Here is a 21,786-nt window from a genome sequence, read left to right on the forward strand (position 1 = left end):
GGAGGCGGTGCTGGAGGCGGTCACGTTCCCGCGGTGGCGCTGCGCAGAAAGGTCCGTGGCGCACCAGGCAGGGCCGGCTCCAAGGGGGCACGGACCGCGATCTCGACGACGACGTGCCGGCCGCCGCCCCGCACGGCGCACTCCGCGACCGAGACCCCGTTGCGGACCGCAGCCTCGCCCGCCGCGGAGCAGGGGTCAGCGCCCTGGACCGACGCCGACACCGCTGCGAGGGCGGCGAGCTCGGCCGCCTGTTCGGCGTGCCTGGCCGCCGAGAACCACGCGATCAGGACCCCAGCCACGGTGAACGACGCCAGGAGTGCCAGGCTCATCCCCATCGTCAGCAGCACCCCTGCCGAACCGCGCTCGGTGTGGCGGCTCACGGCCCGATCCCCGGTTCGTAGGCGGCCCAGGCCCGGGCCGAGACGTCGACGACGCCCAGCCTCAGAACGGGCACCGGCAGCGTCACGCTGGCCTGGACCCCGAGGTGCTCCCTGACCACCTCTATGCGTGCGCCTTTCGGCACCCGGGCCCTGGCTTCGGCGAAGGCTTCGTCGTCACCCCGGGCGGCCTGCCGGGCCAGCTGGGCGCTGGCCTCGGCGGCCGTTGCCTGGGCCACTCCGAGGAGGGAGGCCCCGACCAGGCCAACGGTGAGGACCACGGCGAGCAGCAACCCGACGCAGAGCTCGACGGCGACCATCCCCTGTTCACCCCGCCGGGTCCTCCCTCCTCGGATCACCCTCCGACCTTGAGCAGATCGGAGATGTTGAAGTCGCCCTGCAGCACCTTGCCGAAGACGCCGGTGACCCAGTCGAAGAGCACCTGGAAGAACGCGTTGTCGGAGAAGACCCGGACCAAGAGGATGGCGACGGTGGCGGCGGCGAGCAGGCCGATGGCGTACTCGACGGTGGTGAGGCCCCGCTCAGTGAGGCGGCGCAGCTGTGTCCTACGCTGGGGGTGGAGCACGAGGTTGGACATGGAGGTTCCTTTCCCGAGGTCGGCCGCCTTTCGGCCGGTCTCACCCCCATTGATCGGAAAAGGGCACCCTGAATCACCGCGTCAACCCGCGTGTGTGGATTAGTCAGGCGGACAACACCGCGGGCTGTGGACAACGGGTGATCGCCCTAGACTCCGCGTCGAGCAGCAGCCCGAGCAGCTCGGCCGCATCCGGCTTGTTCAGCACCTGGTTGGCGTTGCCACACTTGGGCGACACCACGCAGGCAGGGCAGCCCTCGGCGCAGCCGCACCGGGTGAGGCGCTCGAAGGTGGCTGCCAGCCACTCCCCGATGACCTCGTAGCCCCGGTACGCGAAGCCGGAGCCACCCGTCATTCCGTCGTGCACGAAGATCGTGCAGAGGCCGGTGTCCGGGTGCAGGGCGGTGCTGACGCCACCGATGTCCCACCGGTCGCACGGCGCGAACGCCGGCAGGAGCCCGATGGCGGTGTGCTCCATGGCGTGGGCGGCTGCGCCCATCTGGAGTTCAGCCCAGCCCAGGCGGCCGGCGAGGTGCGCCGGGACCGTCCACCACACCGCCTGCGTGGTCATCCGGTGCCGCGGCATCTCCAGGGCGGTGGTGTCCCACACTTCATGGGTCACCTCGTCGCGCCGGAGGTAGGCCAGCACCTGGGAATCCAGCCGCACGTCACCCCGGCAGACCTCAGTGACGCCCAGCCGCTTGCGGTCCACCTCGCGGAGGATCTCGATGTCGAACGACGACTGCGGTTGCGTGTAGTACCTCGGCCTGCCCTGGACGACGAATGCCTGGTGCTCCTCGCGGTCCAGTTCATCGACGAGGAACGTTTCGCCTTGGTGGAGGTACACCGCGCCGGGGTGGACGGTGCGGTCTGCGGCCGCCATGTCCACCACGCCGACCACCCGGCCGGTGTCGCGCTCGATGATGTCGACGGGGCGCTCCCCGATGGCGCGCAGGTCGATGAAGTCGACAGCCCGGTCCGGCCTCGTCCAGAAGTAGCGGCCGGCGCGGTTGCGCAGCACCCCCTGCTGCGCCAGCGCGTCAGCCACCATGGAAGTGGTGGGGCCGAACCACCGCTCGTCGTCTGCTGACAGCGGCAGTTCCTGGGCGGCTGCGGCGAGGTGGGGCCCGAGCACCCGGGGGTTCTCGGGGTGCAGCACCGCCCGCTCGACGGGCGCGTCGAAGATCAGTTCCGGATGCTCGAGGAGGTAGACGTCCAGCGGGTTCTCCCGGGCGAGGAGCACCACGAGGGCGTCCTGGCCGCGGCGCCCCGCGCGGCCCGCCTGCTGCCAGAAAGACGCGAGTTTGCCCGGATAGCCGGACACCAGCACCGCATCCATCCCGGCGACGTCGACGCCGAGTTCCAGCGCATTGGTGGAGGCCAACCCCCGCAGCTCGCCGCTGTGCAGGGCTGCCTCGAGTTCGCGCCGGTCATAGGCCAGGTAGCCGCCGCGGTAGGAGGCGACCCTGGTGGGCTCGCGCGCCACCTCCTGCGCAGCCAGGGAGACCAGTTCGGCACCCTGGCGGGAGGGCACGAACGCGATCACCTGCCTGCCCTCGTCCGTCAGCCCCGCCAGCAGGCGGGCTGTGTCGTCGCGCAGCGACTTCTCCGGCCGCCACAGCGCCACCGTGCGGCGGCCCGACGGCGACGAGTCCTCGTCGACCACCTTCACCGGGCCGGACCCGATGAGGGTCTCCGCGAACTCCCCGGCGTTGGGCGCCGTGGCCGACGACAGCGCGACGACGGGGTCTGCCCCGTACTGCGCCGCGATCCGCCGCAACCTGCGCAGCACTTGCGCCACGTGCGCCCCGAAGATGCCCTGATAGCGATGGGCCTCGTCGACGACGATGTAGCGCAGCGAGCCCAGGAACCTCGACCACCGCTGGTGGTTGGGCAGCATGGAGAAGTGCAGCATGTCCGGATTGGTCAGGATGAAGCTGGCGTGGTCTCTGGCGAAGCGCCGCTCGGCCTCGTCCGAGTCACCGTCGAGCGGGGTGATGCGCCAGGTCTGGGGCCCGAGTGCCGCCGCCGCCCGGGCCTGGTCGTGCGCCAGCGCTTTGGTGGGCGAGATGTACAGCGCGGTGTGCCGAGGGCCGGTGAGCCGGGCACGCATCGAATCCACGCTGACGCCCACCTTGCCGTGCACGGCGCCGGTGATGATGGGCATGAGGTAGCCGAGCGACTTGCCGGAGCCGGTGGGCGTGCACACGATGCTGTGCTCGCCGTGGAACAGGGCGTCCGCGAATTCCACCTGGTGCCGCCAGGGTGCGTCGATGCCCGCTGCGGCGATCTGTTCTGCGGCCTTGACCGGCAGCCAACTGGGCCACGCCGTGGGCACGCCAGAGGAGGCGTCGCGCTGCGAAACAGCGGTCACCTCGTCGCGGCCCAGCACCCAGGAAAACGTCACCCCTCAACTGTGCCAGCCGCCACCCACAATTTCTGAATCGACCGCCGTGTCGATTCAACCCGAGAAGAAGTTCTGGATCAGCCCGGCGATGATGGGAACCACTCCGACCAGCATGAAGGCGGGCAGGAAGCACGCCATCAGGGGCACGACCGACCGGACCCCCACCGTCCGGGCAGCCTTGAGCGACCGATCACGGAAGTCCTGCCGGGCGTCCTCGGCGTGCACCCTGAGCACGCCGGAGAGGGACGCCCCGGATCGCTCGGCCCGGGCGATGTCCGCCGCCGGCTGCCCCCAGACCGGGTGCTGCCGCAGCCGTGCCCACGCCTCAGGCCCTGCCCGGCCGAGCGCGAGCTGCGCCGCCACCTCCCGTAACAGCTTCTGCGTGGCGGGTGGTGACACGTCCGCGACCGCCTCCACTGCGGCCGACATGGGTTGGCCCGCTTCCAGGCAGACGCGGAGGAACCCCAGGGCGTCCGGGAGCTCCGCCGCCAGTTCCCCCGTGTCCGGCCGTGGCGCGCGGTACCCCAGCAACACCACCGACCCCAGACCGACCACCAAGCCACCCGCCATTGCGAGCATCCCGTCGAGGGCCAGCATCAGGAGAGCGCCCATGGCCAGGCCCAGGAGCGCCCGTTGACGCAGCGGCAGGGCCCCCTCCCTGCCCTCCAGCCACGCAGGGACCCTCCGTTCGGGCCGTGCCCGGAGCCGCTCCAGCGCCGCAGCCGGCGCGGGCATCGCCACCAGCACCGCCAGGAACGCAGCCAGGGCGGCCATGAGTAACTGGTTCACCTGACCTCCCTCCTTCCCTGCGCGAGCTTGTCGATCCACAACACCCCGGCGGCCGTCAAGGTCACCGCCGTGAGCACCAGCACCTGACCGATGACGCCGCCGAACAGGAATTCCAGTGGGTCTGCGCCGGCTGCGAAGCCCAGGCCGACGGCCAGGAAGGGCAGCGCGGCCATGATGTGGCCACTCGCGCGCGCTGCAGCCAGCTCGGCCTCGATCACGGCCTGCAGTTGCCGTTGGCGCCGCAGATTCTCTGACACCGACGACAGGACGTCCGCCACCGGGGCCCCACTCCTCTCGCTCACCCGCCACGCGGAGGCGACGGACCGCATCCCGCCCTGACCGGGGACGGAGGCAACCCGCTCCAACTCCGCCCCGACATCCGAGCCCAACGCGGCGGCCGCGGCAGCAGGGGCGAGGACAGGCGAGTCCCGAGCCGCCTCGGCAAGCGCCACGGTGGGGATCTGGCCGGAGCGCAGCAGGGAACTCAACACGCGGGCGGCCGCGGCGCACTCGCCGGCCCGCCGGGAGGCGCTGCGTCGACGCCGCACGCTCGCCACCAGCCAGCCGCTGGTGCCGAACGCGATGGCGCCCACCGCCATCCAGCCGACCGCCCGGAACCCCAGCGCCCCCGCCGCCCCGACCACGGCGAGCACCCCGAGCACCACCCACGGCGACACCCGCGTGGGCAGGCGACGGCGGCGCGGCGCCAGGCGACGCAACCCGGGGGCCGGCCCGATCAGCGCCGCCGCGGAGAGGGCGGCCACCAGCGCAGCGCCGGTCACCATCCCACCAGCCTGGTCAGTTCGGCGCCGGCCTCCCCCTCGTAGCGCACCCGTCCCCCGGCGAAGGACGCCGCCGGCGCGATCTCGACCCGGCCGTCGGCGCCCCGCCTGAACAGCCCGATCTGATCCACCGCCCGGGCACCTGAGCGGCTCCGCCGGAGATGGATCACCAGCCGTAGCGCCGCGGCCACCTGGGCGTGACACGCCTCGCGCCCCAGCCCACCCAGTGCCGCGAGGGCTTCCAACCGGGCGGGCACGTCCTGCACCGAGTTGGCGTGCACCGTGCCGCAGCCCCCTTCATGCCCGGTGTTCAACGCGGTCAGCAGGTCCGTCAGTTCGGCACCGCGCACCTCGCCCAGCACGACGCGGTCCGGGCGCATCCGCAGCGCCTGCCGCACCAGCGTGGTGAGCGTGAGGGCACCTGTCCCCTCGGCGTTCGCCGGCCGGCCCTCGAGCCGCACACAGTGCGGATGATCCGGCACCAGTTCCCGCGCATCCTCCACCACGACCAGGCGCTCCTCACCGGGCACCAACGCCAGCAGGGCGGAGAGCAGCGTGGTTTTCCCTGTGCCGGTGCCACCGGAGATCAGGAAGGGCAACCGTGCCGCCACCACGGCCTGCAGCAGGCGCTCGCCCTCCGGCGGCAACGAACCGGCGGCCACGAGGTCTGCCACCGAGAAGCTCCGGCGGGCCGGCACCCGCAGCGACAGGCAGGTGCCCGGAGCCGCCACCGGCGCGAGCACCGCATGCAGCCGCACCCCGCCCGGCAGCCGCCCGTCGACGAAGGGCGACGAGTCATCGAGTCGTCGCCCGGCGGCGGCCGCCAACCGGATGGCGAGCCTGCGCACCTGTTCGTCGTCCACGAAGCGCACCTCAGCGCGCTCCAACCCCCGGCCGCGGTCCACGAACACCTCGCGGGGGCCGTTGACCACCACATCAGAGACCCCGGGCTCGGCCAGCAGGTCGTCGAGCGGGCCGGCCCCGACGCTGTTGCGCCGCAGCTGGGCGAGCACGTCGTGCACCACCGCATCGGTCACGATGACGCCCATCCCGCGCAGCGCGGTCGCCACGTCCACCGGGGTGTGGGTGCGGCCCAGCCCGGCCAGGCGGGTCTGGAGCACATCGAGTTGCACCTCAGCCACCGCGCACCTCCGCCAGCAGGGCCGCAACCGCTCTGCGGTACCGGCGCGCAGCCGTGCTGACAGGCGACAGCCCCAGCTCAACCAACCGGACCACCGCCTTGTCGTGTGGGATGGCCGCCAGGCAGGGAAGGCCCAGCGCGCGCGAGACGACCTCCGCGGGGATGGACCGGCCGGGCCCACGCCGGACCACCACCGCAGCGGGCTGCACGGACCGGCCCTCGACCAGCATCCGCGCTGAGGCGACGGACCTCACGTCCGCGCCGACGACGAGCAGCGTCCGGTCCGGCTCCACCTGCGGCGCCTCACGGCCGGCATCGATGACCACGAGGTCTGCGGAGCGGGCCAGCGAGCCGACGGCGGCCGCCACCGCCGCCGCCGGTGGCGCGGAGGGCGACTCCCGGCCCTGCGCCAGGAACGCTGCCCCCTCGGCCATGGGCAACCCGCCGATGAGATCTCCCAATTCGCCCCGCGCGTGACTCAGGTCTGGCCACCGCACGCCGTCGACGATCTCCGCTCCGACGATGAGGTCCAGCCCGCCGCCCGCCTGCGCCAGGTCCACGCACGCCGCGCGCATCCGCTGTGCCGCCGCCACCAGCGCCAGCGAGGCCGCCAGCGTGCTCACGCCCAGACCGCCGGAGGCGCCCACCAGCGCCACGACCGTGGCCCGCACCGCGTCCGCGCGCACCGCCGTCGAGATGGCCTCCGCCAGGTGACCACCGTGGTCAGGCAGCGGCAGCACCGGCAACGCGAGCGCGGCGGAGCAGCGCGCCAACTCCCGCGGCGAGTCGCCGACGAGGTGGGCCTGCCCGGGCGCGACGCCCGTCCAGCGCGTGGCGACCTCTGTGGACACCAGCCGCAGGGCCGCCTCCGGCCAGGCCAACCGCACCTCGTCAGGGTGGTGGGCCACGCGCAGCGGCACCTCGAAAGCGGCCGCCGAGACCTCCACCGCCTCGATGACGGCCGGGTCCCGGGAGCAGAGCAGAACGTAGGGTTCCATGCCCACCACTGTGGTCAACGGGCGGGCCGAATTTCGACGGATGTGCCCCGTTGTGGATAACCTTCCCCGGCGCGGCATCCTCCGTCGTGACGCACAACCCGCCAGCTAGGCTGGCCCCACCACATCAGCTACGCGGAAGGACGGCATGAGCATCACCCTGCCCGACGAGGCCCTCACCTGGCTCTCCGTGTGGCAGGACGTGCGCGGGCTGGTCCTGGCCGGCGACACGCATCTCACGCGCCGGCTCTCGGCCGCCGGGCACACCCTGTTCGCGCTGACCGACAGCCCCGCCGTCCACGTGCGGCTTGCCGAGCTCACGCGGGTCACGCCGCTGCTGGCGCGGCCGGAGGCGGTGCCGACGGATCCGCTGCAGTTCGAAGTGGTCTTCGCGCACCAGAGCCTGCACCGCTACAACCTTGACCAAGCCCTCCCCCAACTGGCCCGCGTGCTGCGCAGTGGCGGGTGCGTTAGCGCCTCCTACCTCGTGCGCGACGACTCGGTGCCCTGGGTGCGGCGCCTCGCGGCGCTGCTGCGCCGCTACGACCCCATGGCCATGAAGGGCGACTACGGCCACCAGAGCCTCGACGTCCTGGGCCGCTCCAAGTACTTCCCAGAGGTGGAGCGCCGCGCGTTCCGGATCTGGCAGGCCGTCAGCCGCGACGACCTCATCGCCATGGTGCGCAGGCAGCCGCTGGCCGGCAACCTCGACCAGAGCCAGCTCGACACCCTCATCGGCCAGGTCGTCGACCTGTTCGACGGGGCGGTACGCCCCGGCGAGAACCTGCGGCTGCCCTACCAACTGCTGTGCTGGCGCGCCTGGGTCAGCCACGAGGAACTGACCGGCCCCGTCGAATTACCCGATAGCGGCCTGGCCATCCCACTGTGATCTATGCGGTACTAGGCTGTGAGCTGCGAAAGGAGCATCCAATGCCCGCTGAGCCCCGCCACCCGTTGGTCGACATCAAGGACTCGCTCTCCGAGTTCGTCTCGAAGACGTCCGAGCTCGCCTCCGCCGAGATCAAGCCCGCCGCCAAAGCCGCAGGCGTGGGCGCCGGGTTCTTCGCCGGTGCCGCCGTCTTCGCCCTGCACGCCATCTGGATGCTGGTCATCCTGATCGCCCTGGGTGTCGGCCTGCTTCTCAACGCACTCACCTCCATGGGGCCGTTCCCCGCGATCACGCTGGGTTTCCTGGTCAGCGTCCTGTTCTCACTGCTCGTGGCCGCCGTCCTGTTCACGCTGGGCCGCGGCAAGTTCCGGGACGTGAAAATGCCGGAGGCCACCATCTCCGAGGCCCGGATGACGCTCGACGCGGTGGTCGACGCCGTCGCCTCCCGCACGAAGGACACCGACGTCGTGATCCGCTCCGAGGACCTCCCCCAATTCCGCGACGCAGACCTCGAGAAGTCGTTCGGCCGTCCGTAGTACCTTGTCTCCCATGATCAAGTGGGAATACTTCGTCGCGCCCGTCCTGTCGCACGTCGCTCAGCAGCTGCTCAACAACTTCGGCTCGGATGGCTGGGAACTGATCCAGCTCGCCCCCGGCCCCAATCCGGACACGCTGGTCGGTTACTTCAAGCGGCCCATCCAGGAGGCCTGATGCCCGCCTCCGAGCGCCTGACCGCACTCGGCATCGAACTGCCGCCGGTAGCCGCTCCCGTCGCTGCCTACGTACCGGCCACCCGGGTGGGCAACCAGATCTGGACCTCCGGCCAACTGCCGTTCGTCGACGGTGAACTCGTCGCCGTCGGCAAGGCGGGGGGCGCGGTGTCGCCCGACGACGCCGCGGCGGCAGCCCGCACCGCGGCGCTCAACGCCGTGGCGGCCGCCGCAGATCTCGCCGGTGGTGTCGACAACATCCGCCGCGTGCTGAAGGTGGTGGTCTTCGTGGCCAGCGAGCCCGGCTTCACGGCGCAGCCCGCCGTCGCCAACGGCGCCTCGAACCTGCTCGGTGACATCTTCGGCGAGTCCGGCGTCCACGTGCGCAGCGCGGTGGGCGTGGCGGTGCTCCCGCTGGATTCGGCCGTGGAGGTCGAACTCGTCGTCGAGGTCTGAGGTGGACCAGCCGGCGATCATCAACGAGACGCTCGCCGAGGCCTACCCCGACGCTCGGTGCGAGCTGGATTTCCGCACCCCGTTCGAGCTGCTCGTCGCCACGGTGTTGTCGGCGCAGTCGACGGACCGCCGGGTCAACGCGGTGACCGCAGACCTCTTCCGACGCTTCCCCGACGCCACGGCGCTCGCGGAGGCGGACAGGGAAGAGGTTGAGGTCATCATCGGACCTGTCGGGTTCTACCGGAACAAGACCACCGCCATCATCGGGCTGAGCCGGCGCATCGTCGATGAATTCGACGGCGAGGTGCCGGGCACACTCGAGGAACTCGTCTCGCTGCCGGGAGTGGGGCGCAAGACCGCCAATGTGGTGCTGGGCAACGCGTTCGGCGTGCCCGGTGTCACCCCCGACACCCACCTCATCCGCCTGGCCAACCGCTTCGGCTGGGTGGACAACACCAAGCCGGACGTTGTGGAGCGCTCGGTCGGGGCCCTGTTCCCTCCGGAGGAATGGGTGATGCTCTGTCACCGCGTCATCTGGCACGGTCGACGGTGTTGCCACGCCCGGCGCCCGGCCTGCGGAGCCTGCCCCGTCGCCGAATGGTGCCCCAGCCGCGACATCGGCGAACAGGATCCGGCCAAGGCCGCCAGGCTCATCCGCGAGCCGAGGAACTGACGTCGCACCGTTGGCGGCGACGGGCTGAGGCCCTGCCGCCGTGGGGTAATCTCGCAGCACGATGAGGATCAGGTCTGCCATCGCCGCGCTCGGCGCGGCTCTGTTGCTCGCCGCGTGCACGCCCGGCCAGAGCACCACCCCCACCGCGCCCGCCACGCCGCCGCCGGATCTCGCGGCGCTGCGCGTCGAGTACGGGCTGCCTGACTGCCCGGACACGGATCCGGCCGCCGGGCAGGTCGACGGCGGGCTCCCCCACACCCAACTGACCTGCCTGGGCAGCGACAAGACCGTCAACCTGGCCGGCCTGGAGCGCACGCCCACCATCATCAACGTGTGGGCCCAGTGGTGCGGCCCCTGCCGCGAGGAGGCGCCCTTCCTTCGTGAGGGCCTTGCCGAACTCGACGGCGTCGCCTTCCTCGGAGTCGACTACAACGACCCCCTCCCCGATTGGGCCATCGAGTTCGCCGGCCTCGTCGGCTGGTTCTACCCCCACGTGACGGACCAGGACAAGACGCTGCAGGTGCCTCTCAAGATCCCTGGCATCCCGTCGACATACTTCATCGACGCCGACGGGAAGATCGCCGGGGTCCACGCCGGGCCCATCGAATCCACCAAACAGTTGCAGGACCTGGCCGCCCGGTACCTGGGGGTCTCATGAGCATCGAGCGCGTCTTCGGCCGCCTCCGCGGCGCGCTGGCGCAACCCCAGGAGGCCCGCCACATCGGGATCGACCGCACGCCGCGCGGCGAACGCTCAGCAGCCGTTCTGGCCCTGTTCACGGACGACGGCGACCCGTCGCTGACCTTCATCACCCGGGCCACCACCATGCGCCGGCACGCCGGGCAGATCGCACTGCCGGGGGGCGCCGTCGACGACACGGACGTCGACCGTGCGGACACCGCGCTCAGGGAGGCGCGCGAGGAGATCGGACTCGACCCCACGCAGGTCACGGTGTTAGGACAATTGCCGGCGCTGTGGGTGCCGGCATCGCGCTACGACGTCACCACCGTGGTGGGCGCGTGGCCGGGTGGGGACGAGCTCAGCGTCGTGGACCCACGCGAGGTGGCTGAGGTGCACCACTACCGGGTTTCGGAACTGGCGGCCCCGGAGACACGCGTGATGGGACGCCACCCCAGCGGGTTCATGGGCCCGTCGTTCGTGGTGGGCGACCAGTTCATCTGGGGCCTCACCGGGCACCTCGTTGACTGGGTTCTGGACCTGGCCGGATGGGCACTTCCGTGGGACCGGGGCCGGGTGGCAGACGTGCCCTCGCGTTTCCTGCGGGACTGACTGATGGGTGTGGAAGCGGCGGGTGGAGTGATCCACCCGCCGCCTCTCTCTAGTGCTTCAGAGGTGGTCCACCGGCACGACCGTGAAGCCCGTGCCGTTGGTGTAGTTGACGAGCACGTCGAACCACGAGTCGATGTCGGGTCGCTGTCTCAGCAGTGCTCGACGCTCACGTTCGGTCATTCCCCCCCAGACACCCCATTCAATCCGGTTGTCGAGCGCCTCCGCGAGACACTCAGATCGGACCGGGCATCCGACGCAGACTGAACGAGCCCGTTTCTGATCTTTACCTTCTGGAAAGAGTGCGTCCGCCATGTCCCGGCATTTGGCCTGGAGCGTCCATTCACTAACCTCGGCGAGCGACATCAGCTGCCCTCCCTTGCGCAGTTTCGTCCTGTGCATCGACCGTAGCGCATGTCATGGCGTTTGCAACAGGGGGGTTCGGGTTACCGCCCATGCCAGCGGCCATTGAAACGTCTGACAAAGGGGTTTTGGACCCTCTCACGTAGAATGCGCCGTATGAAGTCTGCCTCCCTGGGCCAGAAGGGCTATTCCCTCCTGATGTTCTTCGCGGTATCACTCCTGTCGGGCCTCCTGCTCGCAGGGCTGGCCGTGCCGATGACCGCTCTCGCCGGCAACGGCGTGAAGATGGCTGCCGAATCGCTGGAGCAGTTGCCGGCCGAGTTCGAGACCCCGCCGCAGTCCGAGCGATCGCGCGTCCTGATGGGCGACGGCAAGGTGTTGGCCACGTTCTTCGACGAGAACCGCATCTACGTGCCGCTCGAGGACATCTCGCTGTTCATGCAGCAGGCGCAGATCGCCATCGAGGACCACCGCTTCTACGAGCACGGCGCTATCGACTTCCAGGGCTTCGGCCGTGCGGCCGTGAAGACGCTGACCGGCGACACCCAGGGCGCGTCGACGCTGACCCAGCAGTACGTGAAGCTCGTGCGCGTCGAGACCGCGTCGATGAACAACGACCAGGAAGGTGTCCGCAAGGCCACCGAGGTGTCCCTCGAGCGCAAGATCGTCGAGATGCGCTACGCCATGGCCGTCGAGGAGAAGCTCGCCAAGGACGAGATCCTCGAGCGCTACCTCAACATCGCCTACTACGGCGACGGCGCCTACGGCGTGGAGGCCGCGGCCCAGCACTACTTCCAGGTCTCAGCCAAGGACCTGGACCTGGCGCAGTCGGCGATGTTGGCCGGCCTGGTCCAGAACCCCGTGCAGACCAACCCCACCAAGTACACGCAGCGCGCCATCAACCGGCGCGACACCGTGCTGAACCGCATGGCCGAGCTCAAGCTCGTCACCAAGGCGGAGGCCGCAGCCGCCAAGGAGACGACGTTCGATCCGTCGAAGATCAAGCGCCTCCCCAACGGCTGCGTCGCCTCCCAGTTCCCTTTCCTGTGTGACTACGTGCAGCGCACGCTGATGACGATGCCGAGCATGGGCGAGACGGAGGAAGAGCGCCGCAACATGCTCAACCGCGGTGGGCTCACCATCCACACGCTGATCGACGCCGAGGCCCAGCTCGCCGCTGAGGCGGCTGTCGCCTCCCTGATCGCGCCGCTCGACCCAGTGTGGGGCTCCTCCGTGCTGGTGCAGCCCAGCACCGGCCTGATCGTGGCGATGGCTCAGTCACGCCCCAAGATGGGACCGGACGAGGCCGTGGGCGAGACGTTCAAGAACATCAACGTCGAAGGCTCCATGGGCGGCATCGAAGGCTTCCAGGCGGGCTCCACATTCAAGGCCTTCACCATGGCGGCCGCGCTGGACCTGGGCATGACTCCGGACCAGAAGTACGACGCCCCCAAGGAACTCGAGATCGACGGCGAGACCTTCACCAACTGTGAGGGTCCGTTCACGACCCGTGCGGACCGTCCGGTCAGCAACTACGACAGGGGCTACGGCACCATCGACATGCGCAAGGCAGCCGAGTCGTCGGTCAACACGTACTTCACGCAGCTCATCCAGGCGGTGGGGATCTGTAACACCACCACGATGGCCGAGAAGGTGGGCGTGAAGCTCGCCAACGGTGACCCCATGAGCTCCCAGGCCTCGTTCCCGTCGTTCACGCTGGGCACCGCCTACATCACGCCGCTGTCCATGGCCGAGGCCTACGCCACGTTCGCCAACCGCGGCATCCACTGCACCCCCATCATCCTGCAGTCGGTCACGACCAAGGAGGGCAAGAAGCTCGAGGTGCCCTCGGCCAACTGTGAACAGGTCATCCGGCCGGAGATCGCCGACGGCGTCAACTACCTGCTCCAGGGCGTGGCCATGAACGGCACCGGTCGCCGGGCGGCGCTGCGCGACGGTCGCGACGAGGCTGGCAAGACCGGTACCACCAACGAGAACAAGGCGGTCTGGTACGCCGGCTACACCCCGGAGATGGCGGGCGTCGCCATGATCGGCGTCGACACCGCTAACCCGTGGTGGAAGACCAACACGCAGACGGTCAAGGGCACCATGCCCGCCAGCGGCACGTACCTGGAGGGATCCGGTGGCGGCGACGCGGGCCAGATCTGGAAGGCCGCCATGACCTCGGCGCTCGCGGACAAGCCCAAGACGAAGTTCACCGAACCCACCAAGACCATCCTCGAGGGCCAGCTGGTGCCGGTGCCCGACGTGAAGGGCATGGGCTACAACGAGGCCAAGGAGACCATCGAGGCGGCCGGCTTCACCACCCGCACCCAGCGGGAGTACTCGAGCCGCCGCAAGGGCGCCTTCCTCGGCATCACGCCCTCTGACCAGGCCGTGAAGTTCTCCACCATCACGCTGCGGGTCTCAGCCGGTCCGGAACCCGCGCCGAAGCCTGCGCCGAAGCCCGTGGTCACTGAGCCCGCGGCGACGGCCCCCGCTGCCCCCGCTGCGCCCGCCGCTCCTCCGGCAGCACCTCCCGGCCAGCAGCCGGGTGGCCCTCCGGGCCAGGGCGGGGACGACGGCGACTGATGCGCGCCGCCACCAAGACCCTCGGCGGCCTGGCCGGCCTGGGCGCCGCCTGCTTCGGCTGGGGCCTCGTCGAACGGAGCCTGTACACCGTGCGCCGGGTGCAACTCGACGTGCTGCCGAAGAGCTCCACAGAGCTCCGCGTGCTTCACGTGTCGGACTTCCATCTCATGGACTCCCAGCGCGGGAAGCAGGAGTTCATCGCCGCCCTGGCTGGGCTGGAGCCGGACCTCGTGGTCAGCACCGGCGACAACATCTCTCAAGCCAGGGCCATCCCTGCCCTGATGGCGTCGCTGGAGCCCCTGCGCGGCATCCCCGGCGTGTTCGTCTTCGGGTCCAATGACTACTTCGCGCCACAGTTCCGCAACCCGCTGAGGTACCTCACACACGGGTCGTCGAACGGCCACAAGCAGCCGGAGCCTCGCCCGCTACCCACAGCCGAGCTCGCCGACCGTCTCGAGGAGCTGGGCTGGGTGAACCTCACCCAGGGCCGCGCCGTGCTGGAGGTCGCGGGGCATCGGCTGGCCTTCCGGGGCACGGACGACGCCCACCTGCGCCGCGACGACTACCCCGCCGTCGGCGGGCCGCCGGAGCCGGGCGCAGCGCTCAACATCGGCGTGACCCACGCGCCGTACCTGAGGCTGCTGGACGCCATGACCGCGGACGGCATGGACCTGATCTTCGCCGGCCACACCCACGGCGGCCAGGTCTGCGTGCCGGGCTACGGCGCGCTGATCACCAACTGCGACCTCGACACGGCCCGCGTCAAGGGCCTGTCCACCCACACCTCCGCGGGCCACACCGCGCACCTCCACGTGTCCGCGGGATTGGGCACCTCCCCCTTCGCGCCGTACCGGTTCGCATGCCGCCCAGAGGTGACGCTGCTCACTCTGGTTCCCCGGCCGGATACGGACTGACGCTCGCGGTCCCGTGGGCAACCGTGAATTCGCACCCGGGCCCGCCGTGCGCTAATCTGTTCCTTGGCTCAAAGAGCCATCGGGGTGTGGCGCAGCTTGGTAGCGCGCGTCGTTCGGGACGACGAGGCCGCAGGTTCAAATCCTGTCACCCCGACCATGTGATGTCTCAGGACATCGGACTAGCCTGAACCCTCTGGGTTCAGGCTTTTATGGTTCCCGGGGCTGGTGGTCCGCCGCGGCCCGCGGAGCGGCTCAGTAGACTGCGAGCTTGCCCTGATCGTCGTTGCAGACGAGGCCCACTCCGGTGGGCAGTTCCAACCCGGTGAGCTCCGCGCAGTCCGGCGTCGCCTGGAGCACCGTCAGGAGATGCCACTGGCGCGTCTCGCCGTCCTCTCCCCAGATCGCCTGGCCACCACCACAGTCCGTGCTGATCGTGCCGAGGATGAAGCCGTCCTGGTGCTTGCTCATCACGCTGAGGCCCAGCACGGTGCAGCCGTCCGTACCGGCGGACGTCATCGCGTTCTCCGCGTAGTCGCGGAACGCCGGTGACGCCTCCTCAAGCAGGTGGAGCTGCGAGTAGGCGACATTGTGGATGTGGCGGTCCTCCCACCCGTTGGTGGGTTGGAAGTCCGGACCCGCCCCAGCCGACTGCATCGAGGTGAGCTCGCTGGAGCGCGCAGCCGCCCTCGACATGACCTCGTCCACCTCGGCGGCGGCCTCGGCCTGCTTCTCCGCGGCAACGACCTCCTCCGGGAGCTCTTCATCGGCGGCATCCTTGGGGACACCGAACGACGGGGCCAACTGCCTGGCCGACACGGCCGACGACACCATGGAATCCGGGGCGCACGCGGGCAACAGCAGCAGCGCCGCGGCCGGGGCCGCGAACCAGGTGGCCCTCATCAGAAGTCCCGGGCCGAACCGTCGTCGCCCAGACAACGCAGGCCCGGGGCGCCTGCGGGGATGCCGTTGTAGGCGAGGTCCGCGCAGGGCACGGGGTCGCCGAACTGAACGATGTAGTGCCACTGGTTGTCGGTGATGCCCCACACCACTTCGCCGCCCGCGCAGTTCGACTCCTCAGTGCCATAGGCGAAGCCGTCGGAGTGAATGCCGTGGAGGATGACCTCCTCGGTGACGCAACCGGTCTCGTCCTCGACGCCGACGCGGCTGGTGAGGAACGCGCGCAGCGACTCCGGCAGTTCGGTGGCCTTGATGATGTCGGCACCCGAGCGCAGCGTCAGGTCCAGCTTCGTCCAGGGGCCGCCCTCCTGCGGGGGCTGTTCGACCGGGGACAGGCTGGTCGTCGACTCTGCGGTGGGAGGCGGGGCGGACTCGCTGGCCGACGCGGATTCACTGGGCGAAGCTGACTCCGACGCCACGATCTCCGTCTCCGCCGTGGGCGGTGGTTCAGTGGCGCCGGGCGTGGTCATGTCAACCGCCGGCGCCGTGGGGGACGGCGCGGCCGGTTCGGGGGAACACCCGCCCAGTGCAGCTGCACACGCGAGCACGCCCGTCAGGATAACTGCCGTTCGCACCCCAGCACTGTAGCAGCGTGAGACAAAGTCCCATCAAGTAGCAATGGATGAAAATGTCTGGCTATGGTGGAAATGGAAGCGCTCAACGGAGATGCGTGATTCCACCGCAACGAAGGGGTCCCATGACAACCGCCACCCAAGTTCACCGGAAAACACGAGCGGACCTCCCCGCCACGGGCGAGGCACCCACCCACCCGAAGCTGGTGGCATGGCTCGATGAAGTTGTCGAGCTGTGCCAGCCCGACGCCATCCATTACTGCGATGGTTCCGACGCGGAGTACGACCATCTGGTCCGCGTCCTCGAAGAGGCGGGCACTGTCATCCGCCTCAACGACGAGAAGCTACCCAACTCGATCTACGCTCGCACGGACCCGGACGACGTGGCCCGCGTTGAGGACCAGACGTTCATCTGCTCCGAGGACGAGCGCAACGCCGGTCCCACCAACAACTGGATGGCCCCGGCCGAGATGAAGCGCGTGATGAAGGGCCTCTACGACGGCTGCATGCGCGGGCGCACCCTGTACGTCATCCCGTTCTGCATGGGCCACATCGAGGCCGATGACCCGAAGTTCGGCGTTGAGGTCTCCGACTCCGCCTACGTGGCGTTGTCGATGCGGATCATGACCCGGATGGGCGCCGAGCCGCTCAAGGCGATGACGGACACCCAGGCCGACTTCGTCCCCTGCCTTCACTCGGTTGGCCTGCCCCTCGAGGAGGGCGAGCAGGACGTGCCATGGCCCTGCTCGGAGACCAAGTACATCATCCACTTCCCCGACGAGCGGATGATCTGGTCCTACGGCTCCGGCTACGGCGGCAACTCGCTGCTGGGCAAGAAGTGCTACTCGCTGCGCATCGCCTCCGTCATGGCGCGCGACGAGGGCTGGATGGCCGAGCACATGCTGATCCTGCGGCTCATCTCCCCCGAGGGACGCAAGTACCACATCGCGGCCGCGTTCCCGTCGGCCTGTGGCAAGACCAACCTGGCCATGCTCGAACCGACGGTCCCCGGCTGGAAGGTCGAGACCCTGGGCGACGACATCGCCTGGCTCCGCTTCGGTGAGGACGGCCGGCTGTACGCCACCAACCCGGAGACCGGCTTCTTCGGCGTGGCTCCCGGCACCAGCTACGAGACCAACCCCAACGCGATGCGCACCATCGCCAAGGGCAACTCGATCTTCACCAACGTCGGCCTCACCGCCGACGGCGACGTGTGGTGGGAGGGCATGACCAAGGACAAGCCCGAGAACATCACTGACTGGAAGGGTCGCCCCTGGAGCGGCTCGACCGGTCCGGAGGGTGGCCGCAAGGACGAGAAGGCGGCGCACCCCAACAGCCGCTTCTGCACGCCTATTGAGCAGTGCCCCATCCTGGCGGACGACTACCACAACCCGCAGGGTGTGCCGATCGACGCGATCGTCTTCGGCGGCCGTCGGGAGAACACCATCCCGCTGGTGACGCAGTCGCGCAACTGGAAGCACGGCGTCTTCATGGGCGCCACCTGTTCCTCGGAGACCACCGCTGCGGCGAAGGGTGCGGTCGGCGTGCTGCGCCGCGACCCCATGGCGATGCTGCCGTTCATCGGCTACCACGTGGCCGATTACGTGCAGCACTGGATCAACATCGGCAAGAAGGCCGACGAGGCCAAGCTGCCGAAGGTGTTCTATGTCAACTGGTTCCGCCGCGACGGGGACGGCCGCTTCATGTGGCCCGGGTTCGGCGAGAACTCCCGCGTGCTGAAGTGGATCGCCGAGCGCGTCGACGGCAAGGCCGACGCCGTGGAGACCCCCACCGGCTTCGTCCCCACGAAGGAGTCGCTCGACGTCGACGGACTCGACATCTCCGACGAGGACCTGGAGGCCGTGATCAGCTACCGCCCGCAGGAATGGCACGACGAGGTCCCGCGCATCGGACGCTGGTTCGACAGCTTCGGCTGGCGTCTCCCGCGCGAACTGGTCGACGAACTGCGTCACCTGGAGGTCGCCGTCGGGCGCGCGCCCAGCTCGATGTGGTGATGAACCTGCACCGACCTGCCCGCTGAGCAACGATCGCCGGCATCGCCCCGTTCGGGCGGTGCCGGCGATCGTCGTGCGGGGGATCAGCGGACGATCTCGAGCCCGTCTGCCACCTTCTGGTCCAGCGGCGACCAGTCGGTGACCGGGTTGTTCTTCAGGGACAGGAACGTCAGGTTCTCCAGAGCCGCGAACGGGGAGACGTCGGTGATCTCGTTGTCGTCCAGATTGATTGCCACCAGCAGCGGCAGCTCCGTGACGAACGAGGCGCCGGTCAGGCCCGCGTTCATGGCCATGAACGTCTCAAGGCGATCGAGGTCGGTCACGTCGGAGGCCTTCAAGCCGGTCACCGGGGCGTCGGGGCCGCCGATGAGTAGATGCTCGAGCCCGCGGAGCGCGTTCAGGTCGGACAGGTCGGCCAGCGGGACCTGGTACAGATTGAGGCTCGTCAACGTCGACAGCGAGGTCAGGGGATCCAACGAGAGGGCCCCGGCGGTGTAGCGCCGTCCCTGGATGTCGAGTTCCGCGAGATCCCTGGCCACCTCGATGCCTCCGAGGTCCTGGACGGTATATCCGTTGGCCGTGGCGCATTTCAGGGTGATCAGCCCCTCCACCTCCGAGCGCAGGATCCGGTCGTGCCCCGTCTGCGCCCGGACGCAGTTGGTCAGGGAGCGGTCAGCGAAGGTGACCTCGTCCACGGGCTGGGTCGGCTCGGGCGACGCGGTGACGGTGGGGATCCCGATCGGCACCTCAGCCACCGTGCGGTCGTCGGTGAAGCGGACGATGTTGTTGAAGACCCACTGGTCCTGCCAGCCGTAGACGCCGGCGGCACGCTCCCCCGCGGTCTGGGTGACGACGCGGCCGTCCGCGGCCGTCCAGTTGCCCGGGTTGGCGAGCGGGTTGGAGCCCCAGAGCTTCCGTGATGCGGGGAGGTAGGTGAGGTTGTTGAAGGCCCAGCCTGTAGTGCGCGTGAACGTGCGCTTCGCACCGTCGTCGAGGTGCGCGTAGGTGATCACGGTGGCCTTGATCTCCGTGCGGCACCGGGTGGTCCGGGAATACGGTTCGCAAGCGGTGCGCCATTCCCGCCCGTTGACCACGTGGATGCCCTCGGTGGTGTAAACATCGACCTCTGCATGCGCAGGCCCGGCTGGCCCGAGGAGTGCCGGCACGACCACCAGCACTGCCGCGAGAAGGAGCTTGAACCAAGAACTCATCATTGCCCCCATCACCGTGCCGTCATCGGCGCTGAGGGCGACCCTGACAGAGCCGCCGCCTCGGCCGGGCGCGACCTCGCCTAACCTGGGGCCATGCAGCGGTTCACGTGGCTCATCGTCCTCATCGCCGGTCTGGCGTTCGCCTTCTCCATCGAGGGCTGGAAGGTGACCGCCGTCAGCGCACTGCTGGCGGTGTGCGTGATTCTCCTCGCCTGGTGGATGAGCCCGTTCTCCGGCGGCCGCACCAAGCGGCACGCCGACGTCATGGCGCTGCCCGCCGAGCAGCGCCGCGTCGTGGCCTACTGGCGGCCAGGCTGCATCTTCTGCCAGAGACTCCGGGGCGGCCTCGGGAGCGATGCGAAGAAGGTCACGTGGATCAACATCTGGCAGGACCCGGACGCGGCGGCATTCGTCCGCAGCGTCAACAACGGTGATGAGACCGTCCCCACCGTCGTGGTCGACGGCGAGGTGCTGGTCAACCCTGATCCGAGGACGGTTCGCGAGGCCCTCTGAACCGCCGTTGACAACGCATTCTCTTGAGTGAGACGGTGCATGGGTGAGCGGTTCTGTGCTGGTGAGTGGTGGTCTGGTAGTCGGTCTCGACGGGGAGGGCGAGCGGGCCGTCGACGTGCGGATCCGCGACGGCGTGGTCACCGAGGTGGGGCCGGATCTGCCCGTCCGGGGCGAGGAGGTCGTCGACGCCTCGGGCTGCTGGCTGATCCCCGGGCTGTGGGACAAGCACGTGCACTTCGGCCAGTGGGCCCGCTCCACCACGTGGATCGGCCTCGCCGGCACCGCGGGCCCGGAGGAGGTCTGCGCCAGGGTGGCGCAGGCCCTGGAGATGCGTCGCGACGACGACCGCATCGCGGTGGGGTTCGGCTACCGGTCCGCGGCGTGGGAACGCGTGGGCACCGTCGCGGAACTGGACGCGGTGTCCGGATCCCAGCCCGTCGTACTGATCTCCGGCGACGCGCACAACGGCTGGCTGAACTCGGCTGCACTGGAGCGCCTGGGGGTCGCAGCCCGCCCGGACCCCATGAAGGAGAACGAATGGTTCGCCACGCTGGCCCGGCTGACGGCGATGCCGGAGCAGGCCGCAACCGTTGAGGAGGAGGGCGCCGCCGTCGGGTACCTGGCGTCGCGCGGGCTGGTGGGCATCGTGGACCTGGAGTTCGCCGACGCCTTCCGCCACTGGCCCCGCCGCGTGGCCGCCGGGATCCGCCGGCTGCGCGTGCGCGCCGGCGTCTATCCTCCGCAACTGGACGAGGTCCTCGCAGCCGGCTGGCGGACCGGCGACACGCTGCCTGGTGGCGACGGATTGATCACGATGGGACCGTTGAAGATCATCACCGACGGGTCGCTGGGCACGCGTACTGCGTGGTGCTGCGAGCCGTACCTGGGCCTGGCCGCCGACGACCCCCACGCCTGCGGGGTGGTCAACGTGGCGGGCGACGAGTTGGAGGGGCTCCTCGGACGGGCCCGCGCCGCCGGCCTGGCCCTGGCCGTGCACGCCATCGGCGACCGCGCGAACCAGGCGGCCCTCGACGCCTTCGAGGCCACCGGCGCGGCCGGCTCGATCGAGCACGCGCAGTTGCTGCGCCGCGAGGACGTGCCGCGATTCTCGCGATTGGGGTTGACGGCCAGCATGCAGCCGCACCACCTCGTCGACGACCGGGACATGTCCGAGCGCTGGTGGGGCGACCGCGCGGACCGGACGTTCCTGGTGAAGTCATTGCTCGATGCCGGCGCCACTCTCGCATTGGGTTCCGACGCGCCGGTGTCGCCGCCGGATCCGTGGCTCGGCATCGCCGCCGCGGTGCACCGCAGCGGCGACGACCGGCCGGCGGTGCAGCCGGAGGAGTCGCTGACCGCGCGCGAGGCCCTTGCCGCGTCCGTCGACGGCCGGCGCATCAGCGTCGGCGGTCCGGGCGACGTGGTGCTCCTCCGCACGGATCCGCTGGCGGACCATGGGTCGCCTGTTGCCACTGCCGCTGCCCTGCGTGCCATGGAGGTCGTCGCCACCATCTGCGACGGGGCCCTCACCTCCCAGCCATAATGGGG

Annotated in this window: 24 protein-coding genes and 1 tRNA gene; 13 read left to right on the forward strand and 12 right to left on the reverse strand. The window is 69.8% G+C overall.

Annotation, left to right across the window (positions count from 1 at the left end; all coding sequences use genetic code 11):
• Positions 1–20: 20 nt before the first annotated feature.
• From ACX1DX_RS07990 to ssd, 8 genes are all read right to left on the reverse strand, one after another.
• Positions 21–380, reverse strand: a complete 360-nt coding sequence (locus ACX1DX_RS07990) for an Rv3654c family TadE-like protein (protein ID WP_182764032.1) — start codon at positions 378–380, stop codon at positions 21–23.
• A complete protein-coding gene (locus tag ACX1DX_RS07995) occupies positions 377–697 on the reverse strand; it encodes a TadE family type IV pilus minor pilin (protein WP_182765189.1) in 321 nt (106 codons plus the stop codon). Before ACX1DX_RS07995 ends, ACX1DX_RS07990 begins: the two co-directional genes overlap by 4 nt.
• 35 nt (positions 698–732) lie before the next feature.
• Positions 733–975, reverse strand: coding sequence for a DUF4244 domain-containing protein (locus ACX1DX_RS08000; protein ID WP_459396181.1), 243 nt, complete (start codon positions 973–975; stop codon positions 733–735).
• Positions 976–1,078: 103 nt separating this feature from the next.
• Complete coding sequence (gene sftH / locus ACX1DX_RS08005) at positions 1,079–3,379, reverse strand: DNA 3'-5' helicase SftH (RefSeq protein ID WP_459396182.1); 2,301 nt, start codon at positions 3,377–3,379, stop codon at positions 1,079–1,081.
• A 54-nt stretch (positions 3,380–3,433) separates the two neighbouring features.
• A complete protein-coding gene (locus ACX1DX_RS08010; protein WP_459396183.1) occupies positions 3,434–4,168 on the reverse strand; it encodes a type II secretion system F family protein in 735 nt (244 codons plus the stop codon).
• Complete coding sequence (locus ACX1DX_RS08015) at positions 4,165–4,953, reverse strand: type II secretion system F family protein (protein ID WP_459396184.1); 789 nt, start codon at positions 4,951–4,953, stop codon at positions 4,165–4,167. Before ACX1DX_RS08015 ends, ACX1DX_RS08010 begins: the two co-directional genes overlap by 4 nt.
• Complete coding sequence (locus ACX1DX_RS08020; RefSeq protein ID WP_182764038.1) at positions 4,947–6,092, reverse strand: TadA family conjugal transfer-associated ATPase; 1,146 nt, start codon at positions 6,090–6,092, stop codon at positions 4,947–4,949. The genes ACX1DX_RS08015 and ACX1DX_RS08020 overlap by 7 nt, the downstream gene beginning before the upstream one ends.
• A complete protein-coding gene (gene ssd / locus ACX1DX_RS08025; protein WP_459396185.1) occupies positions 6,085–7,089 on the reverse strand; it encodes a septum site-determining protein Ssd in 1,005 nt (334 codons plus the stop codon). The genes ACX1DX_RS08020 and ssd overlap by 8 nt, the downstream gene beginning before the upstream one ends.
• Positions 7,090–7,234: 145 nt before the next feature.
• Between ssd and ACX1DX_RS08030 the strand changes: the two genes are divergently transcribed.
• The 7 genes from ACX1DX_RS08030 to ACX1DX_RS08060 all read left to right on the forward strand — a co-directional run bounded on the left by ACX1DX_RS08030 (position 7,235) and on the right by ACX1DX_RS08060 (position 11,104).
• Positions 7,235–7,975, forward strand: a complete 741-nt coding sequence (locus tag ACX1DX_RS08030) for a class I SAM-dependent methyltransferase (RefSeq protein ID WP_459396186.1) — start codon at positions 7,235–7,237, stop codon at positions 7,973–7,975.
• Positions 7,976–8,016: 41 nt separating this feature from the next.
• The gene (locus ACX1DX_RS08035; protein ID WP_182764041.1) at positions 8,017–8,511 is read left to right on the forward strand and encodes a phage holin family protein; all 495 of its coding nucleotides are present in this window, start codon (positions 8,017–8,019) and stop codon (positions 8,509–8,511) included.
• A 13-nt stretch (positions 8,512–8,524) separates the two neighbouring features.
• The gene (gene sp36, locus ACX1DX_RS08040; RefSeq protein WP_182764042.1) at positions 8,525–8,686 is read left to right on the forward strand and encodes a Sp36 family protein; all 162 of its coding nucleotides are present in this window, start codon (positions 8,525–8,527) and stop codon (positions 8,684–8,686) included.
• On the forward strand, positions 8,686–9,141 hold the full coding sequence (locus ACX1DX_RS08045) for a RidA family protein (protein ID WP_459396187.1): 456 nt from the start codon (positions 8,686–8,688) through the stop codon (positions 9,139–9,141). The genes sp36 and ACX1DX_RS08045 overlap by 1 nt, the downstream gene beginning before the upstream one ends.
• A 1-nt stretch (position 9,142) precedes the next feature.
• Positions 9,143–9,814, forward strand: coding sequence for an endonuclease III (gene nth, locus ACX1DX_RS08050; RefSeq protein ID WP_459396188.1), 672 nt, complete (start codon positions 9,143–9,145; stop codon positions 9,812–9,814).
• Positions 9,815–9,875: 61 nt separating this feature from the next.
• Positions 9,876–10,472, forward strand: a complete 597-nt coding sequence (locus ACX1DX_RS08055; RefSeq protein ID WP_459396189.1) for a TlpA family protein disulfide reductase — start codon at positions 9,876–9,878, stop codon at positions 10,470–10,472.
• Entirely contained in the window at positions 10,469–11,104 is a 636-nt protein-coding gene (locus ACX1DX_RS08060; protein ID WP_459396190.1) for an NUDIX hydrolase, read from the forward strand. The genes ACX1DX_RS08055 and ACX1DX_RS08060 overlap by 4 nt, the downstream gene beginning before the upstream one ends.
• 57 nt (positions 11,105–11,161) lie before the next feature.
• Here the strand turns inward: ACX1DX_RS08060 and ACX1DX_RS08065 are convergent, their stop codons facing one another.
• On the reverse strand, positions 11,162–11,467 hold the full coding sequence (locus ACX1DX_RS08065) for a WhiB family transcriptional regulator (RefSeq protein WP_209455118.1): 306 nt from the start codon (positions 11,465–11,467) through the stop codon (positions 11,162–11,164).
• Between the two features lie 153 nt (positions 11,468–11,620).
• Here ACX1DX_RS08065 and ACX1DX_RS08070 point away from each other — a divergent pair, with 153 nt between their 5' ends.
• The 3 genes from ACX1DX_RS08070 to ACX1DX_RS08080 all read left to right on the forward strand — a co-directional run bounded on the left by ACX1DX_RS08070 (position 11,621) and on the right by ACX1DX_RS08080 (position 15,127).
• Complete coding sequence (locus ACX1DX_RS08070; protein ID WP_459396191.1) at positions 11,621–14,056, forward strand: transglycosylase domain-containing protein; 2,436 nt, start codon at positions 11,621–11,623, stop codon at positions 14,054–14,056.
• A complete protein-coding gene (locus ACX1DX_RS08075; RefSeq protein WP_459396192.1) occupies positions 14,056–14,970 on the forward strand; it encodes a metallophosphoesterase in 915 nt (304 codons plus the stop codon). The genes ACX1DX_RS08070 and ACX1DX_RS08075 overlap by 1 nt, the downstream gene beginning before the upstream one ends.
• Before the next feature lie 80 nt (positions 14,971–15,050).
• Positions 15,051–15,127: transfer RNA gene (locus ACX1DX_RS08080), tRNA-Pro, on the forward strand.
• Between the two features lie 95 nt (positions 15,128–15,222).
• On the opposite strand, the gene ACX1DX_RS08085 is transcribed toward ACX1DX_RS08080, so the two are convergent.
• Positions 15,223–15,870 carry a hypothetical protein gene (locus ACX1DX_RS08085; RefSeq protein ID WP_182764048.1) on the reverse strand — a complete coding sequence of 216 codons (648 nt, stop codon included), beginning with the start codon at positions 15,868–15,870 and terminating at the stop codon, positions 15,223–15,225.
• Positions 15,870–16,502, reverse strand: coding sequence for a hypothetical protein (locus tag ACX1DX_RS08090; protein ID WP_182764049.1), 633 nt, complete (start codon positions 16,500–16,502; stop codon positions 15,870–15,872). The genes ACX1DX_RS08085 and ACX1DX_RS08090 overlap by 1 nt, the downstream gene beginning before the upstream one ends.
• 122 nt (positions 16,503–16,624) lie before the next feature.
• On the opposite strand from ACX1DX_RS08090, the gene ACX1DX_RS08095 reads away from it, so the two are divergent.
• Entirely contained in the window at positions 16,625–18,514 is a 1,890-nt protein-coding gene (locus ACX1DX_RS08095) for a phosphoenolpyruvate carboxykinase (GTP) (protein ID WP_182764050.1), read from the forward strand.
• Positions 18,515–18,597: 83 nt separating this feature from the next.
• Here the strand turns inward: ACX1DX_RS08095 and ACX1DX_RS08100 are convergent, their stop codons facing one another.
• Positions 18,598–19,725, reverse strand: a complete 1,128-nt coding sequence (locus tag ACX1DX_RS08100; RefSeq protein WP_459396193.1) for a leucine-rich repeat domain-containing protein — start codon at positions 19,723–19,725, stop codon at positions 18,598–18,600.
• Between the two features lie 93 nt (positions 19,726–19,818).
• On the opposite strand from ACX1DX_RS08100, the gene ACX1DX_RS08105 reads away from it, so the two are divergent.
• Together ACX1DX_RS08105 and ACX1DX_RS08110 are read left to right on the forward strand one after the other, a co-directional pair.
• Positions 19,819–20,238, forward strand: coding sequence for a glutaredoxin domain-containing protein (locus tag ACX1DX_RS08105; protein ID WP_182764052.1), 420 nt, complete (start codon positions 19,819–19,821; stop codon positions 20,236–20,238).
• A gap of 43 nt (positions 20,239–20,281) precedes the next feature.
• Positions 20,282–21,781 carry an amidohydrolase gene (locus ACX1DX_RS08110; protein WP_459396194.1) on the forward strand — a complete coding sequence of 500 codons (1,500 nt, stop codon included), beginning with the start codon at positions 20,282–20,284 and terminating at the stop codon, positions 21,779–21,781.
• Positions 21,782–21,786 lie beyond the last annotated feature (5 nt).

Source organism: Tessaracoccus zhenghani (assembly GCF_054552775.1).